12 protein-coding genes are annotated in these 13,666 nt (G+C 36.6%); 6 read left to right on the top strand and 6 right to left on the bottom strand.

The features are described from left to right. Positions 1-3: 3 nt before the first annotated feature. The 4 genes from ABJH90_RS13490 to ABJH90_RS13475 all read right to left on the bottom strand — a co-directional run bounded on the left by ABJH90_RS13490 (position 4) and on the right by ABJH90_RS13475 (position 4,598). Positions 4-1,002 carry a VWA domain-containing protein gene (locus ABJH90_RS13490; RefSeq protein ID WP_348141210.1) on the bottom strand — a complete coding sequence of 333 codons (999 nt, stop codon included), beginning with the start codon at positions 1,000-1,002 and terminating at the stop codon, positions 4-6. Continuing rightward, complete coding sequence (locus ABJH90_RS13485; protein ID WP_348141212.1) at positions 1,003-2,661, bottom strand: hypothetical protein; 1,659 nt, start codon at positions 2,659-2,661, stop codon at positions 1,003-1,005. Then, a complete protein-coding gene (locus tag ABJH90_RS13480; RefSeq protein ID WP_348141214.1) occupies positions 2,662-3,528 on the bottom strand; it encodes a DUF58 domain-containing protein in 867 nt (288 codons plus the stop codon). A gap of 68 nt (positions 3,529-3,596) precedes the next feature. Continuing rightward, positions 3,597-4,598 (bottom strand): MoxR family ATPase, encoded by a 1,002-nt coding sequence (locus tag ABJH90_RS13475; RefSeq protein ID WP_348141216.1) that lies wholly within the window; start codon positions 4,596-4,598, stop codon positions 3,597-3,599. Between the two features lie 160 nt (positions 4,599-4,758). On the opposite strand from ABJH90_RS13475, the gene ABJH90_RS13470 reads away from it, so the two are divergent. Genes ABJH90_RS13470 through ABJH90_RS13460 form a run of 3 tightly spaced genes read left to right on the top strand, consistent with a single transcriptional unit; the run spans position 4,759 to position 7,547 of the window. Then, positions 4,759-5,634 (top strand): aldo/keto reductase, encoded by an 876-nt coding sequence (locus ABJH90_RS13470; RefSeq protein ID WP_348141218.1) that lies wholly within the window; start codon positions 4,759-4,761, stop codon positions 5,632-5,634. A 24-nt stretch (positions 5,635-5,658) separates the two neighbouring features. Beyond that, positions 5,659-6,414 (top strand): SDR family NAD(P)-dependent oxidoreductase, encoded by a 756-nt coding sequence (locus ABJH90_RS13465; RefSeq protein ID WP_348141220.1) that lies wholly within the window; start codon positions 5,659-5,661, stop codon positions 6,412-6,414. After that, positions 6,411-7,547 carry an ATP-binding protein gene (locus ABJH90_RS13460; RefSeq protein WP_348141222.1) on the top strand — a complete coding sequence of 379 codons (1,137 nt, stop codon included), beginning with the start codon at positions 6,411-6,413 and terminating at the stop codon, positions 7,545-7,547. The genes ABJH90_RS13465 and ABJH90_RS13460 overlap by 4 nt, the downstream gene beginning before the upstream one ends. Here the strand turns inward: ABJH90_RS13460 and ABJH90_RS13455 are convergent. Further along, positions 7,544-9,484: an alpha-amylase family protein gene (locus ABJH90_RS13455; RefSeq protein ID WP_348141224.1), complete on the bottom strand. Its 1,941-nt coding sequence runs from the start codon at positions 9,482-9,484 to the stop codon at positions 7,544-7,546. The two genes, ABJH90_RS13460 and ABJH90_RS13455, sit on opposite strands and share 4 nt — an antisense overlap. Before the next feature lies 1 nt (position 9,485). Further along, positions 9,486-10,430 carry a carbohydrate kinase gene (locus ABJH90_RS13450; protein WP_348141226.1) on the bottom strand — a complete coding sequence of 315 codons (945 nt, stop codon included), beginning with the start codon at positions 10,428-10,430 and terminating at the stop codon, positions 9,486-9,488. A 176-nt stretch (positions 10,431-10,606) separates the two neighbouring features. Here ABJH90_RS13450 and ABJH90_RS13445 point away from each other — a divergent pair, with 176 nt between their 5' ends. From ABJH90_RS13445 to ABJH90_RS13435, 3 genes are read left to right on the top strand one after another with little or no spacing between them, the layout of a single operon-like run. Continuing rightward, entirely contained in the window at positions 10,607-11,743 is a 1,137-nt protein-coding gene (locus ABJH90_RS13445; protein ID WP_348141228.1) for an SPFH domain-containing protein, read from the top strand. A 56-nt stretch (positions 11,744-11,799) separates the two neighbouring features. Then, positions 11,800-12,882, top strand: a complete 1,083-nt coding sequence (locus ABJH90_RS13440; protein WP_348141230.1) for a DNA helicase PriA — start codon at positions 11,800-11,802, stop codon at positions 12,880-12,882. Next, entirely contained in the window at positions 12,879-13,604 is a 726-nt protein-coding gene (locus ABJH90_RS13435; protein ID WP_348141232.1) for a metallophosphoesterase, read from the top strand. Before ABJH90_RS13440 ends, ABJH90_RS13435 begins: the two co-directional genes overlap by 4 nt. Positions 13,605-13,666 lie beyond the last annotated feature (62 nt).

Genomic DNA, 13,666 nt, shown 5'->3' with positions numbered 1-13,666 from the left:
ATTTTAAATAAAACTTCTGAAGAGGGTATTTCTCAGGAACCATTCAACAATTAGTAATGCCCCTGCCAACAGAATCCATGGTCTGAATTTCTCCTCATATTTATAATACTTAAATTCTTCTATTTCTGTTTTCTCCAATTTATTTATTTCATCATAAATTGCCTCTAATTTTTCATTATCTGTTGCTCTGAAGTATTGTCCTCCTGTTGCATCGGCAATAGATTTAAGTAATTTCTCATCTATTTCAACCTGTCTCATCCCATACCTATAGGAGCCATCTTCATTGTAAGCAACTGGTGAGAGAGCATTTCCGTTAGTGCCCAAGCCAATAGTATACGTCTTGATGTCAAATTCCACAGCAAGATCAGCGGCCGTTTGTGGTTCAATAAACCCGGAATTGTTAACTCCGTCAGTAAGTAAAATAATTACCTTACTTATAGATTTGCTTTCTTTTAACCTATTAACCGAAGTTGCTAAGCCCATACCAATGGCTGTGCCATCGTTCAATTGACCATAGGTAATTTCTTTAAGCGCATTTAATACAATAGATTTGTCACTTGTTATTGGTGTTTTAGTATAGCTTTCGCCTGCATAGGCCACTAAGCCAATTCTATCATTTGGCCTTTGTCTAATAAAATCTGCTGCCACTTCTTTAAGCGCCGATAGTCGGTTTGGTTTTAAATCCCTTGCCAACATACTTGAAGAAACATCTATTGCCATCACAATATCAATACCTTTGGTGGTTTTGGTTCGAGTGGAAATATCTTCAGTTTGAGGACGCGCCATTGCTACTATAATTGCTGTCAATGCTAATAAACGGAACACAAATAATACTGGTTTTAATTTTGGCAAAAGGTCGTTAGCAGTGAACCCATCAACACTCGGAATTTTCAGAGAGGCAGTCTCCTCTTTATGCTTGAAGATATGCCATATCAAAGCCGCTGGAAGCAATAAAAGCAACCAAAAAAGCTGAGGATTTGCAAATTCTATATTATCTAACATTTATGCCTCTGTTTTTACTTCTAATGAACCTATTATCCTATTTACAATTTCTTCAGCGTAAGTATCTTTATCTAACCATGATAAGATTAACTGCTGTTGAAAACCATTTCCGCCAAAAAGAATAATTGTGTATTGTCCGCTAACTAACTCTTTTGAGTTAGGTAATGTAAATTTACCCCGGCCAAAAACTTTAATTCCTTTTACACCAGATACGGTCACGAATTCTTCTTGCTTCGTAATAATATTTTTTGCGCCCTGGTCTTCAAAATTTTGCAATATTTGCTCAACAACCTGATTGAAATCTGGTTCTTCAGGTTTATTTAATGTGGTCGAAGTTGTGCCAATAGTGAGTAAACCTTTTTCACTTCTATACATAAAAGCCTGCAGCTCTTTTATATTGGCCTTTGAATCCGGAGGGAGCTTAACTTGTTGTCTTACTAATACTTCTGGAGTTTCAACAATTATTGGTGGATATCCGTACGAACTGGAAACCCATTCTCCTTCTAAAAGTGTTTTTGTAGGATGGCCTGTCATAGTGTCCCAAACATAAGAAGGACCTAAATAGGTTATAAGGCCACCAAGGGAGACAAGTAATACAATTGCCGCAGCAGACACAATTGATATTATTTTCTTTTTCCGTTTTTTCTGAGCAATTACCTCCTGGTACTCTTCCTGTTCCAACAAATCTTCTTCAGTAGGTTCAGGCAGGGCTTCTTTCGTTTTAACAACGATCTCCTCAATAGCTTTTCTGTCCTGTTCGGCAACTGATGTAAGGGGTTTGGACCTTGCAAATTTTACAAGATCAGCTGTTTGCAGTATTTTTTCAAATTGTTTAATTGTATTATCCTGTAGCGTTAATTCACCTGCATCCCGCAGCAATTCTAATTTTTGAATCAATTCTCTTGTGGTGCTTTCCATCGCTGAAATATGTACCTCTTCTTCAAGATAGGATCGTACTATTGCCGTTAATTCTGAATAATACACTTTGTACTTATCCTGAATTAAATATTTAGAATTTTCTAATCGTTTCAATTCCAAAAGTGCTCTGTCATAAGGAGGGAGCAATGCCACTTTTTCCTCTTCTGTCAATGGTTTTTTTCGAAATATGAACCAATAAATAAGGCCGCCTGCAATTCCGGCAATAAGCAAAACAATCAGGAAGATTTTCCAAAATGCACTATTACTTTTTTGGACGCTTATTAAAGGTTTTATATCATACATTTTTTGGTTCACTGTATCCACGGGTACCGTGGCAACATCAACCTTAAGTGAGTCTGTAAAAAACCCAGCCCCGTTAATTTCAATGCGCTGAGCAGGCAGCACATAAGATCCGGAATCAAATTGTGTTAGCGCGTATATTTTTTGCAGAGTTATCCTATCTTTTTTTCGGGTTGTATCCGTTTTAAAAGCTTCAACAGTTTCCAATGGTGAAAAAGTCTGACCTTCAGGGAAGAATACCTGAGCAGTTGAATCTGCTTCAACTGTAACCGTAAAATGAAGTTGTTCACCAATTTTAATGTTGGTAGTGTCTATTTTTGATGTTATTACGGGTTGCAACTGAGCAATTATAGAATTCGCAAAAAATAAAAGATATAAGAAGAGCGCCGGGCCAGACCAGGAACTAGTAATACGTCTTAATTTCATTGAAAACTTATTCATTTATCCTCTTCGCTTAAAATAACCCAATAACTTTTTAACATAACTCTCATCCACTCGACAATCCAAAATACCACATCCCGATTTATTGAAAGTTTCCTTGAAATAGCCTACCCTGTTTCTATAGTATTCCCCGTAAGCATTCCTAACGTTTTTTGATTGCGTATTTACAAGTTTCAGTGAACCAGTTTCAGAATCCAGCATTTGCACTACCCCTAAATTTGGAATATGCTCTTCCTTTTCGTCATAAACTCGAATACCTGTAACATCGTGTTTTTTACCCGTAATTTTTAGTGTTTGTTTATAATCCGTCGCCATAAAATCTGAAAGCACAAATACAATTGCTTTTTTCTTCATGACATTAGTTAGATATTTAAGTGCTTCCGCAATATTAGTCTTATTGCTTTTTGGAGAAAATTCAAGTAATTCTCTTATTATTCTCAGAACATGACTATTTCCTTTTTTAGGGGGTATAAAAAGTTCAATTTCATCAGAAAAAAGTATAAGACCAACTTTATCGTTATTTTGGAGTGCAGAAAATGCCAGAGTTGCTGATATTTCTGTAATAATATCCTTTTTAAACCTATTCGTTGTACCAAAAAGTTCAGAGCCACTGACATCTACCATAAGCATCATGGTTAACTCCCTTTCCTCCTCAAATACTTTTACAAAAGGTTCGTTATATCTGGCCGTGACATTCCAATCAATGCTTCTTACATCATCGCCAAACTGATATTGACGGACTTCGCTAAAAGTCATCCCACGACCCTTAAATGTAGAATGGTATTCCCCTCCAAATATGTGATCTGAAAGACGGCGGGTCTTAATTTCAATCTTACGAACTTTTTTTAATAACTCTTTTGTATCCATTCGGGTTCAAGCTTTTTAGTTATATAAGCAAATGCCCTTTACAGCACTGAACTACATAGGTTGAACTATTATGGCACTTCAATTTCGTTAACAATCCGGTTGATTATTTCTTCTGAAGTAATATTTTCTGCTTCCGCTTCATAGGTAATTCCAATTCTATGCCTTAGTACGTCATGCACAACGGCACGTACATCTTCCGGAACTACATAACCACGTCTTTTTATAAAAGCATAACATTTAGCTGCATTTGCCAGATTAATGCTCCCACGAGGAGATGCTCCAAAACTTATGAGTGGTTTAAGATCTCCCAAATTATATTTTTCCGGATATCTTGTGGCAAATACTATATCGAGGATATATTTTTCAATTTTTTCATCCATATAGACTTCTCGTACTGCCTGTTGAGCACTAAGAATTTGTTTAAGTGAGATAACAGGTTTAACATCCTGAAGTATTCCCTGAAGATTTTGTCTTATAATAAGTTGTTCTTCATTCATCTTAGGATAATCAATAACCGTTTTTAGCATAAAACGATCCACCTGAGCCTCAGGGAGCGGATATGTTCCCTCCTGTTCCACCGGGTTTTGAGTAGCCATAACCAGGAATGGTTTATCAAGTATAAAAGTTTCGTCACCAATTGTAACTTGTTTTTCCTGCATGGCTTCTAATAGCGCAGACTGCACTTTGGCAGGGGCGCGGTTAATTTCATCAGCTAATACAAAATTGGCGAATATAGGACCTCTCTTTATTGAGAAATCATTCACTTTCATATTATATATCATTGTTCCCACGACATCTGCTGGTAGAAGATCTGGAGTGAACTGAATTCTGCTAAAACTACCTTTAACCGCCTTTGCCAAAGTGGTTATCGCAAGAGTCTTTGCAAGTCCGGGGACTCCTTCTAACAAAATATGACCCTGGCCCAAAAGCCCTATCAACAATCGCTCTATCATATGCTTTTGACCTACAATGGCTTTATTCATTTCCAGAACAAGCAGGTCTATAAAAACACTTTCCTGTGCAATCTTCTCATTAACAGCACTAATATCTACAGTAGTATTTTCCTCCATAAATAATTTTTATTTTTTGGTTTTTAATCTGTTGGTATCACAGTAGTGCGCAAATTGAAAATTTATTTATATAAGTGCTGTTAATGATTGGTTAAAAAATGCCTAGAACCCTAAGTTTTATGAAGTATTTAAGGGATTTATTTTATATTTTCACATACTTATGAAAAACCGGATATCTTATTCAAAAATTATTGCCGGAACCATGACATGGGGAAGTTGGGGGAAGAATCTTACAAAAGATCAAATGACTGACCTTATTGGCTATTGTGTTGAAAATGGAATAACAACTTTTGACCATGCCGATATTTATGGAGGTTATGATAATGAAGAAGCGTTTGGAAAAGCGTTTTTTCAAAGTTCAATACCCAGAGAACGGTTACAACTTATTACTAAATGTGGAATACAATATGTTTGTAAGGCCAGAGAGAATAAAGTAAAACATTATGATTATTCTAAAGAATACATTATATGGTCTGCAGAGCGTTCTCTGTCTAAACTTAAAACTGACTATTTAGACCTTTTTTTACTGCACAGACCCAGCCCGTTAATGCAACCCGATGAAATTGCAGAAGCCATTCTTTATTTGCAAAAAGAAGGTAAAATAAGGGAGTTTGGAGTGTCTAATTTCTCTCCTGCGCAAATTGCCCTAATAGAGTCGGCTTTACCGGTAACCGCTAACCAGGTTGAATTTTCCTTAACAGCCGAAAAGTTAATGTATGACGGTACTTTTGAGGATTGTATCATGCATAATCGGACCGCCATGGCATGGAGTCCCTTAGGGAGCTATTTTAGGGAGGATAACAAAAGAAGGAAGCGAATAAAAAAAGTGCTAAAGCGCCTTAAAAAGAAATATGAGGCAGATGACAGTCAAATTCTCCTGGCATGGATTTTAAATCATCCTTCCAAAGTTCACCCGGTTGTTGGCACAACCAACAAGGAACGATTAAAGGCTTCTGTGGGGGCCACTGAAATTGATTTGGAGTTGGAAGATTGGTTTTTGTTATTAGTTGCATCTCAGGGACATAAGGTTCCCTAATTAGTAATCATTACAATTATTTTAATGAAAAAAACAGCATTTATTACCGGCGCAACCAGTGGCATAGGAAAGGCTACGGCGCTACTTTTCGCATCGAAGGATATCCGATTGATAATTTGTGGACGAAGAGAAGAACTTTTAATAAAATTGCAGAAGCAATTAGAGCCACTAACTGATGTCTATACTTTGAATTTTGATGTCAGGGATAAAAATGCCGTTTCAAATGCGATCAGCTCATTGCCTGAAGAATTTTCTCAGATAGATATTTTGATTAATAATGCAGGGAATGCCCATGGTTTGGACCCCATAGAAACAGGAAATCTTGAGGATTGGGATGCTATGCTCGATATCAATGTTAAAGGCCTGCTATATGTCTCCAGGGCAATTTTACCGAAGATGGTGGAGCGTAATTCGGGACATATAATAAATATAGGTTCAACTGCCGGTAAAGAAGTTTATCCCAAAGGGAATGTTTATTGTGCAAGTAAACATGCGGTTGATGCAATTAATCAGGGAATGCGAATTGATTTGAACACTTATGGAATACGCGTAGGTGCTGTTAACCCTGGATTGGTTGAAACGGAGTTTAGCAATGTCAGATTTAAAGGGGATATTGAAAGAGCAGACAGTGTTTACCAGGGGTTTCAACCTTTAAAACCTGAAGATATAGCAGATATAATTTATTTTGTAATATCACGGCCTTACCATGTAAATATTGCAGATCTCGTAGTTATGCCCACCGCACAGGCAAGTAGTACCATAGTGAAGAAAACAATATGATTAATAAACGCCTACTGGTAAAAAACCTTTTGGCTCATAATGACGAGAATAGTTTTTATGATAAAAAAAGGTTTATCAATATAGGTAAGCGAGAAGGTAAAGCTAAATTCCTAAAACATGTTTGCGCACTTGCTAATAGCAATCCAAATAATAATTCCTTTATTGTTGTTGGTGTTGAGGATGAAGACAATAAAATTGTTGGGGTAGATTTCTTTGATGACAGTAAGATTCAAAACCTTGTGAATGCTTATCTCGATAACCCTCCTTTGATCTCTTATGAAAATATTCCGTTTCCGCACTTACCTGAAGGTAAGGTGGTTGGGTTAGTTACGATAAGCTCTAATGGCCAGGTGTGCGCATTGCGTCGCAATATATGGAAATATTACGGGGGCGCAGTTTTTTTCAGAGACGGAAGTATAAGCATGCCTAAGGCTTTTGGAATTGTATTAAAAGATATCAACTCAGATACTGTTGCTACTTTAGAACAACATGCCAGAAATAATATAGAACTTACCCTTGATGGCGTAATAGATTTTATAAATAACAGACATAAGGATCTGATTAGCAACTATAAAGTTTTTAAAGAACAATTTGTACTCTGCTGGGCGGGAAATCAAAAAAAGGTAAAAAGCGAAGTTTTTTATTCACGTGTGGATATAGAACTTATTAATGAACAGGTTAAACTTTTCTATTCTGCCCTGGATGAAATTTCAATAGACTTTAATGATGAATCTTTTACCATCATGGAGTATGTGAAGTTGGGCTTGGGGAATCAACAAAAATATTATCCTTTGGAAAAAGTGGATATATTTTTCTCAGACAACGGAACCTATCAAATTCAAAGTGATTTAATTTTTGAACCACCACAATATGATAAAAAGACCTTGTATCATATTTTTAATTCAAACAAGGCTATTTTGCAAAAAATTAAAAAGGGTGAATCACTCAAGCGTTCAGAGGAATTGGATTTGGAACATTTACCGGCAACTTATCTTATTTGCTATTTTAATGGTTTTGAAGAGGCGAAAGATCTAATGGAAACAGCTCGGCCTCTATTAAAAAAATACGATATAAACATTTACGAATCCTTGAAGGAGTCTTTTCGAATCTTAAGAAAAGTAAAATATAGCTAAGACTTGCTGAGCCATAAAATTTGATAGGGATTTATTTCTAACAAGCTACTTTTTAAAGTAATGCTTTCTCCTAATACCAGGTCCTTAAGTTTACCTCCTGCCACATAACCCTTGGAGGCAACACCAGCGGTATCTATCATATGCAACTTTTCATCAAAATTGCAAATTACAAGGACATCTTCATCAGAATTATTTCTTCTTTCGAACATAAAAATATGTGCGTTTGGGGTAGGATGCAGTAATAAATTGTTTATGTCAGCAAATACAGGTGTATTTCTTCTAATCCTAATTAGTTTTTTTAGGGAATGGAAGATTTGTGTTTGTGGGGTGTCAATTTTATCTAATCCGGCCACAGTTTTCCAATCTTGTTTAGGTCTGTTAGCCCATCTGTTATCTTCTTTTAAATCTTTATTTTTAAGATAAGAATAATCATTTAATGTCCCTATTTCATCACCGGCATAGATCATGGGAATTCCACCATAGGATAATATAATGGCATGTAACATTAGGATTTTATTTACCGCCAATTTTATCAATTCCTCATCGTTCTGATCTAATCCTTTTTCCAATCCGAGTAAAGAAGCAGCACTGCCGGTAATCCTTCCATCACCATTTTTTGGATTATACATAAAAACTTGCCCCATAGCCGGTGACCAATCTAGTTTTTGACAATAGTAATCCAATAAAAACTTCCTGTGTGAAGACGCATCCCAGCCCACTTCGTATATATAGCGGTCATCAAAACTAAGTCCAATGTCGTCATGGCATCTGATATAATTTATCCAGGTCCCTTCTATGGGCTTACTTGGTAAATTCATGAGATTTTTGTACAAGAGATGAGTCTTTTTTGTAGCGATTGAATTCCAAAGAAGCGCCATCAAAGTGGCATTGTAGGCAATTTCACATTCATTACCTTTATTAATACCTTCTCCAAAATACTTGATAATTTCCTGAGGAGAAACTATAGCTTCAGCTAACAGAACAACCCCGGGAGCAACGACTTGTAAACACATGCGAAAGAGGGTAACTAAGCTATGTGCCTCGGGTAGATTTTGAGAATTTGTACCCAATTTCTTCCATAGAAATGCGAGGGCGTCAAAGCGAATAACATCCACACCTAAGTTGGCCAATTCTACCAGATTAGTGAGCATATCCATAAACACCATTGGGTTTGTATAATTGAGATCCCATTGATAATCATTAAATACAGTCATAACCCACCTATTCATTTTCGTATTAAAAGTGAAGTTTCCAGGGGAGGTTTGAGGAAACACTTCCGGCAGGGAAGATTCAAATTCATCTGGCAATTTCCTGTCCGGGTAGGTATAATAATAGTCCTGGTATTTTTTATCACCGGCCATTGCTTTTTTTGCCCATGGAAATTCATCTGAAGTATGGTTTACAACAAAATCCATCATCAGATGCATATTTTTAGAGCGCAGTTTTTTTGTTAGGTTCAACAAGTCTGCTTTGGAACCATACTTTTTGTCCACTTGGGTGTAACTGTTGACCGCATATCCTCCATCATTTTCTCCTTTAGGCCTTGTTGTAACAGGCATGATATGTAAAAGATTAACGCCTAGTTTTTCAAAATATCCAATTTTAGTTTCTAGACCTTTAAGATTCTTATTGAAGTGATCTACATACAATTGCATGCCAACCATTTTTTCTGATTGATACCAATTAGCATGTTTAAGCCTTCTCAGGTCCTGAATTTTAAGGTTTTCAGGTCTTTTCTTATAAAGTTCAGGTAAAAGTTCCAACAATAAAGGAAATGAATTTTGTAAGGTTGCCTCAGGGTATAGAGATAAGAATAGGTTTTGTATAATTGAAAGGTTTGTGGATAATCTTAAATCAAATAATTCTTTTAGATTCGCTTTCTCCGGATTATCCGGCTTATTTGAAGCCAACATCCTGTGTAATGAGGTTTGGTTCATTCTAATCGTCAAGTTGAATTTGAGTTGGCAATGACTTTATTGCTCCGTAATTCATTGTTGTAATTGCACCGGCTTTATTTGCTTGAGCGATCATTTTAAAAAGCAAATCGGGATTGCTTTTAGCACTCTCTATATTGTCCAAAGTAGAAATTTGTTTTAACAAGCATCCAATAAAGGCATCTCCTGCACCAGTTGTATCAACTGGCTTTACCATAATACTGGGGATTGTATTTGAATGCCCTTGAGAACTTACAAATGTACCTTCAGAACCAAGAGTAATGGTGATGATTTGTGAGCCGGCTTCATGGAAAAATTCACACGCATCCAAAATATTTTCCTTTCCTGAAATTAATTTTGCCTCTTCTAAACTAAACTTACAGAGTGTAGATTTTTCAATAAAGGGCATAGATTTTTTTATAAAAATATCAGTTTTGTTTTTCCATAGGTCGGCTCTGTAATTTGGATCAAAACTGATAAAGGCCTCTTGTGTTATGGCATCAAATAAAAATCGTCCATAGGCTTCTTCTAAACTTCCGCCCAAAAGTGCCGTCGCAGCGCCAAAATGAACAATGTTTTTATTAAATTTTTTCTTAATCGCCGGACTGTATTTAAGTTCCTTATCTGCACCCCTGCTAAAGACAAAATCACGTTCTCCGTCTTCATCAATAGAAACAAAGGCCAGAGTAGTAAAAGTTTCTGAACGTTGAGCTAAAGAAATGTCCACGTCTTCATCTTCCAACACCTTCAATAGAAATGTACCAAAAGGATCATCACCAACACAACCAATAAATGAACTTTTCCCTCCAAGTTTGGCTATAGCACAGGCTACATTGGCCGGAGCACCACCTGCTTTTTTTGTGAATTCACTGGCTAAAGATAAATTACAACCTTGTTTTTCGGCAACAAAGTCTATAAGCAATTCACCTATACAAAACACTTCTTTCATAGATATATACTTAAAGCAATTCCCAAAGTAATGAGAAATAAGGTGTTACTCCAAAAAAAACAGAACTATTTATTAAATCGATTCTCACCATTGTCTTAATCCTTTATATATAGAAAAGACACTTGGTCTGTTTTAAAGAAATGATTACCTTTTTCTGGAATTAAAAATCTAAAAAAATGAATCTATTTGATGAGATTAAAAAGAAACTAAGTCAGGAATTCATTGATATCGTAGAATGGATTGACACAACTAATGATACCATAGTTCACAGATTTGAGCGCTATCAGAATGAAATTAAAAATAATGCCAAATTAGTGGTTAGAGAAGGCCAGATAGCCGTATTTGTAAATGAGGGTCAATTAGCGGATGTTTTTAAACCGGGGACACATACTCTAAATACCAAGAACCTTCCTATTCTAACCACTTTAAAGGGATGGAAATATGGATTTGACAGCCCTTTTAAGGCAGAGGTATATTTTGTTAATACCAGATTGTTTACAGATGAAAAGTGGGGAACAAAAAACCCGGTTATGTTAAGTGATGAACGCTTTGGGTTAACTGAGATAAGGGCTTTTGGAACCTATAGTTTTAGAATTAGCGATGCCGGCAAGTTCGTGGTAGACGTGGTTGGAACTGATGGTAATTTTACAAATTACGAGGTTAACGAACATCTCAAGAGTTTAATTGTGACGCGTTTTACAGATACTGTAGGGGAGGCAAACCTACCTCTGGAATTATACGCCGCCAATACAAGTGAACTTTCCGAAACTTGCCAGGAAGTTATGAAACCGGAATTTGAACGTGTAGGGATAGAGTTGGAAAAATTCTATATAGAAAACGTTTCCATGCCCGAAGAACTGAAGAAGGAGATTTTTGATTACAGCAGATTAGAAAAGTTAGACTTGTCCAAACTCACTCAATTTAAGGCAGCAAAAGCCATGGAAGCTGCTGCCAAAAATGAAGGCGGTACTGCCGGAGCAGGAATGGGTATGGGCATGGGTTTTGTTTTGGCACAACAAATGGGGACTTTAATGGGGCAGCCGGCACAACAACCCTTTACTTCACAACAGCCGCAAGGAGCTGCTTTACCACCTCCAATTCCTGTTCAGGTAATGTATTACTATGCGGCAAACGGGCAACAACTCGGCCCTGTTACTTTTGATAAATTAAAGGAACTCTTTGCTAATAGGACTATTAACCGGGATTCTCTGGTATGGAAACAAGGTCTTATAGGGTGGACAGCACTTAAAGAAATAGAGGAGTTAAAGGCTTTTTTGGGTGGCAGTACACCACCACCATTACCTCAAACGTAGTAACGGAAAGCTTAAATACTCCATGTCAATTTTACGGATTTTGGTGATAATTACAAATGGAAGAAACCCAGTATTCTGAACAGAAAAAGTCCTGTGCCAATTGTGGAGCGGAACTAAAATACAAACCAGGTTCACATCAGGTTAAATGTGAGTATTGCGGATATGAAGAATTTATTGAAAAAACAAAGCAAAGTTTTGAAGAACTTGAACTGCAACATTATATTAAAGCAGTAGGGGATAATGCATATACAGAAACAATAGATCTTCTGCATTGTAAGAATTGTGGCGCTAACCAACATGTTGAAGAAAATTACAAGTCGCTTCATTGTGTTTATTGCGGAGAACCGCTTATTAGAGAAGATATAGAAAGAGAAGGTTGGATACTGCCAGGGGCGCTGGTTCCATTTCAATTTGATAGTAAAAAGGCAGGAAGGATATTCACAAATTGGGTGAAAGGTTTGTGGTTTGCGCCAAATAAACTTAAACGTGCTGCATTAGATCCGGAAGCTATTCACGGTCTTTACCTCCCTTTTTGGACTTTTGACGCGGAACTCTTTGCATCGTACGAAGGTCAAAGGGGTGATTATTATTACGAAACCCAAACATATAGAACTAAAAATGGAACTCAAACCAGGCAGGTAAGAAAAACACGCTGGACACCTGCTTATGGAACGGTAGATGGCTTTGTAGATGATATCCTGATCAATGCTTCGGAAAGAAAACAAAGAGAAGTTCCATCAAATATATCACATTGGAATTTGAAAGAGCTTAGAACATTTAATTCAAAATATCTCTCGGGTTTTGTAACTGAAAAATACACAATTCCTTTGAGAGAAGGGCATCGCAAATCATTTCAAAAAGCCAAGGCGATAGCTCATTCATGGATAAGACATGATATTGGAGGCGATACACAACGGATTCATCATTCTGATATAAAACTTTCAAAAGAAACTTTTAAGCATGTACTCTTGCCTGTTTATATTAGTTTCTACAAGTACAAAGGGAAAGAATATCATTTTTATATCAACGGACAAACCGGTAATATCCATGGTATTCGACCCTATTCCTTCTGGAAAATATTCTTTCTCATACTTTTTATTATTGTCATCATCGGAATTATAGCGAATTTTGCCAAATGAGGACGTTGGTAATCGGAGATATACATTCAGGGCTGAAAGCTTTACAACAAGTTTTAGAAAGGGCTAGGGTAGGTGAAGATGATCTGCTTATCTTTTTGGGAGATTATGTTGACGGATGGAGCCAGGCTGTTGAAACCGTTAATTTTTTGATTGAACTAAGAGCTACACATGAATGTATTTTTTTAAGGGGTAACCATGATGAGCTTTGTTATGAATGGTTGAGAACAGGGAAGGATAGGCCTATGTGGTTGCAACATGGTGGTATGGCGAGCAAAACGTCTTACGAAATTCTGGGTGATGGACCGAAAAGAGTTCATATGGATTTTTATGACAATCTGGATAATTACTACCTGGATGATAAAAACCGCCTATTTGTTCATGCAGGCTTTACTAACTTGAAAGGTGCCAAATTTGAATATTTTCCCCAAATTTTTTACTGGGATAGAACTTTATGGGAATTGGCATTATCTCTGAATCCGGAACTAACGCAAACAGACTTATTTTATCCCGATCGACTCGCCAATTACCGCGAAATTTACATTGGTCATACCCCTGTAACCAGAATTGGGAAAACTTTACCTCAAAGGGCGGCAAATGTCTGGAATATTGATACAGGTGCTGCTTTTAAAGGGCCTTTGTCAATTATGGATGTAGATTCCAAACAAGTTTGGCAAAGTGATCCGGTGCATCTTTTTTATCCGAATGAAAAAGGAAGAAATTAATATTTGCATTATATCTGCGATAATTTCAGAATTTTATTGTCGTACTTTGCAATAAAAATAAA

It is taken from the genome of Eudoraea sp. (assembly GCF_039969275.1).
Taxonomy (GTDB): Bacteria; Bacteroidota; Bacteroidia; order Flavobacteriales; family Flavobacteriaceae; genus Eudoraea.
Note: the sequence above shows the minus strand (reverse complement) of the source record. Positions and strands in the feature narration are given on the sequence as shown.

Excerpts from the sequence above, each read along its gene's own strand:
- ABJH90_RS13490 (WP_348141210.1), bottom strand. The coding sequence starts at position 1,002 with ATGTTAGATAATATAGAATTTGCAAATCCTCAGCTTTTTTGGTTGCTT.
- ABJH90_RS13485 (WP_348141212.1), bottom strand. The coding sequence starts at position 2,661 with ATGAATAAGTTTTCAATGAAATTAAGACGTATTACTAGTTCCTGGTCT.
- ABJH90_RS13480 (WP_348141214.1), bottom strand. The coding sequence starts at position 3,528 with ATGGATACAAAAGAGTTATTAAAAAAAGTTCGTAAGATTGAAATTAAG.
- ABJH90_RS13475 (WP_348141216.1), bottom strand. The coding sequence starts at position 4,598 with ATGGAGGAAAATACTACTGTAGATATTAGTGCTGTTAATGAGAAGATT.
- ABJH90_RS13470 (WP_348141218.1), top strand. The coding sequence starts at position 4,759 with ATGAAAAACCGGATATCTTATTCAAAAATTATTGCCGGAACCATGACA.
- ABJH90_RS13465 (WP_348141220.1), top strand. The coding sequence starts at position 5,659 with ATGAAAAAAACAGCATTTATTACCGGCGCAACCAGTGGCATAGGAAAG.
- ABJH90_RS13460 (WP_348141222.1), top strand. The coding sequence starts at position 6,411 with ATGATTAATAAACGCCTACTGGTAAAAAACCTTTTGGCTCATAATGAC.
- ABJH90_RS13455 (WP_348141224.1), bottom strand. The coding sequence starts at position 9,484 with ATGAACCAAACCTCATTACACAGGATGTTGGCTTCAAATAAGCCGGAT.
- ABJH90_RS13450 (WP_348141226.1), bottom strand. The coding sequence starts at position 10,430 with ATGAAAGAAGTGTTTTGTATAGGTGAATTGCTTATAGACTTTGTTGCC.
- ABJH90_RS13445 (WP_348141228.1), top strand. The coding sequence starts at position 10,607 with ATGAATCTATTTGATGAGATTAAAAAGAAACTAAGTCAGGAATTCATT.
- ABJH90_RS13440 (WP_348141230.1), top strand. The coding sequence starts at position 11,800 with ATGGAAGAAACCCAGTATTCTGAACAGAAAAAGTCCTGTGCCAATTGT.
- ABJH90_RS13435 (WP_348141232.1), top strand. The coding sequence starts at position 12,879 with ATGAGGACGTTGGTAATCGGAGATATACATTCAGGGCTGAAAGCTTTA.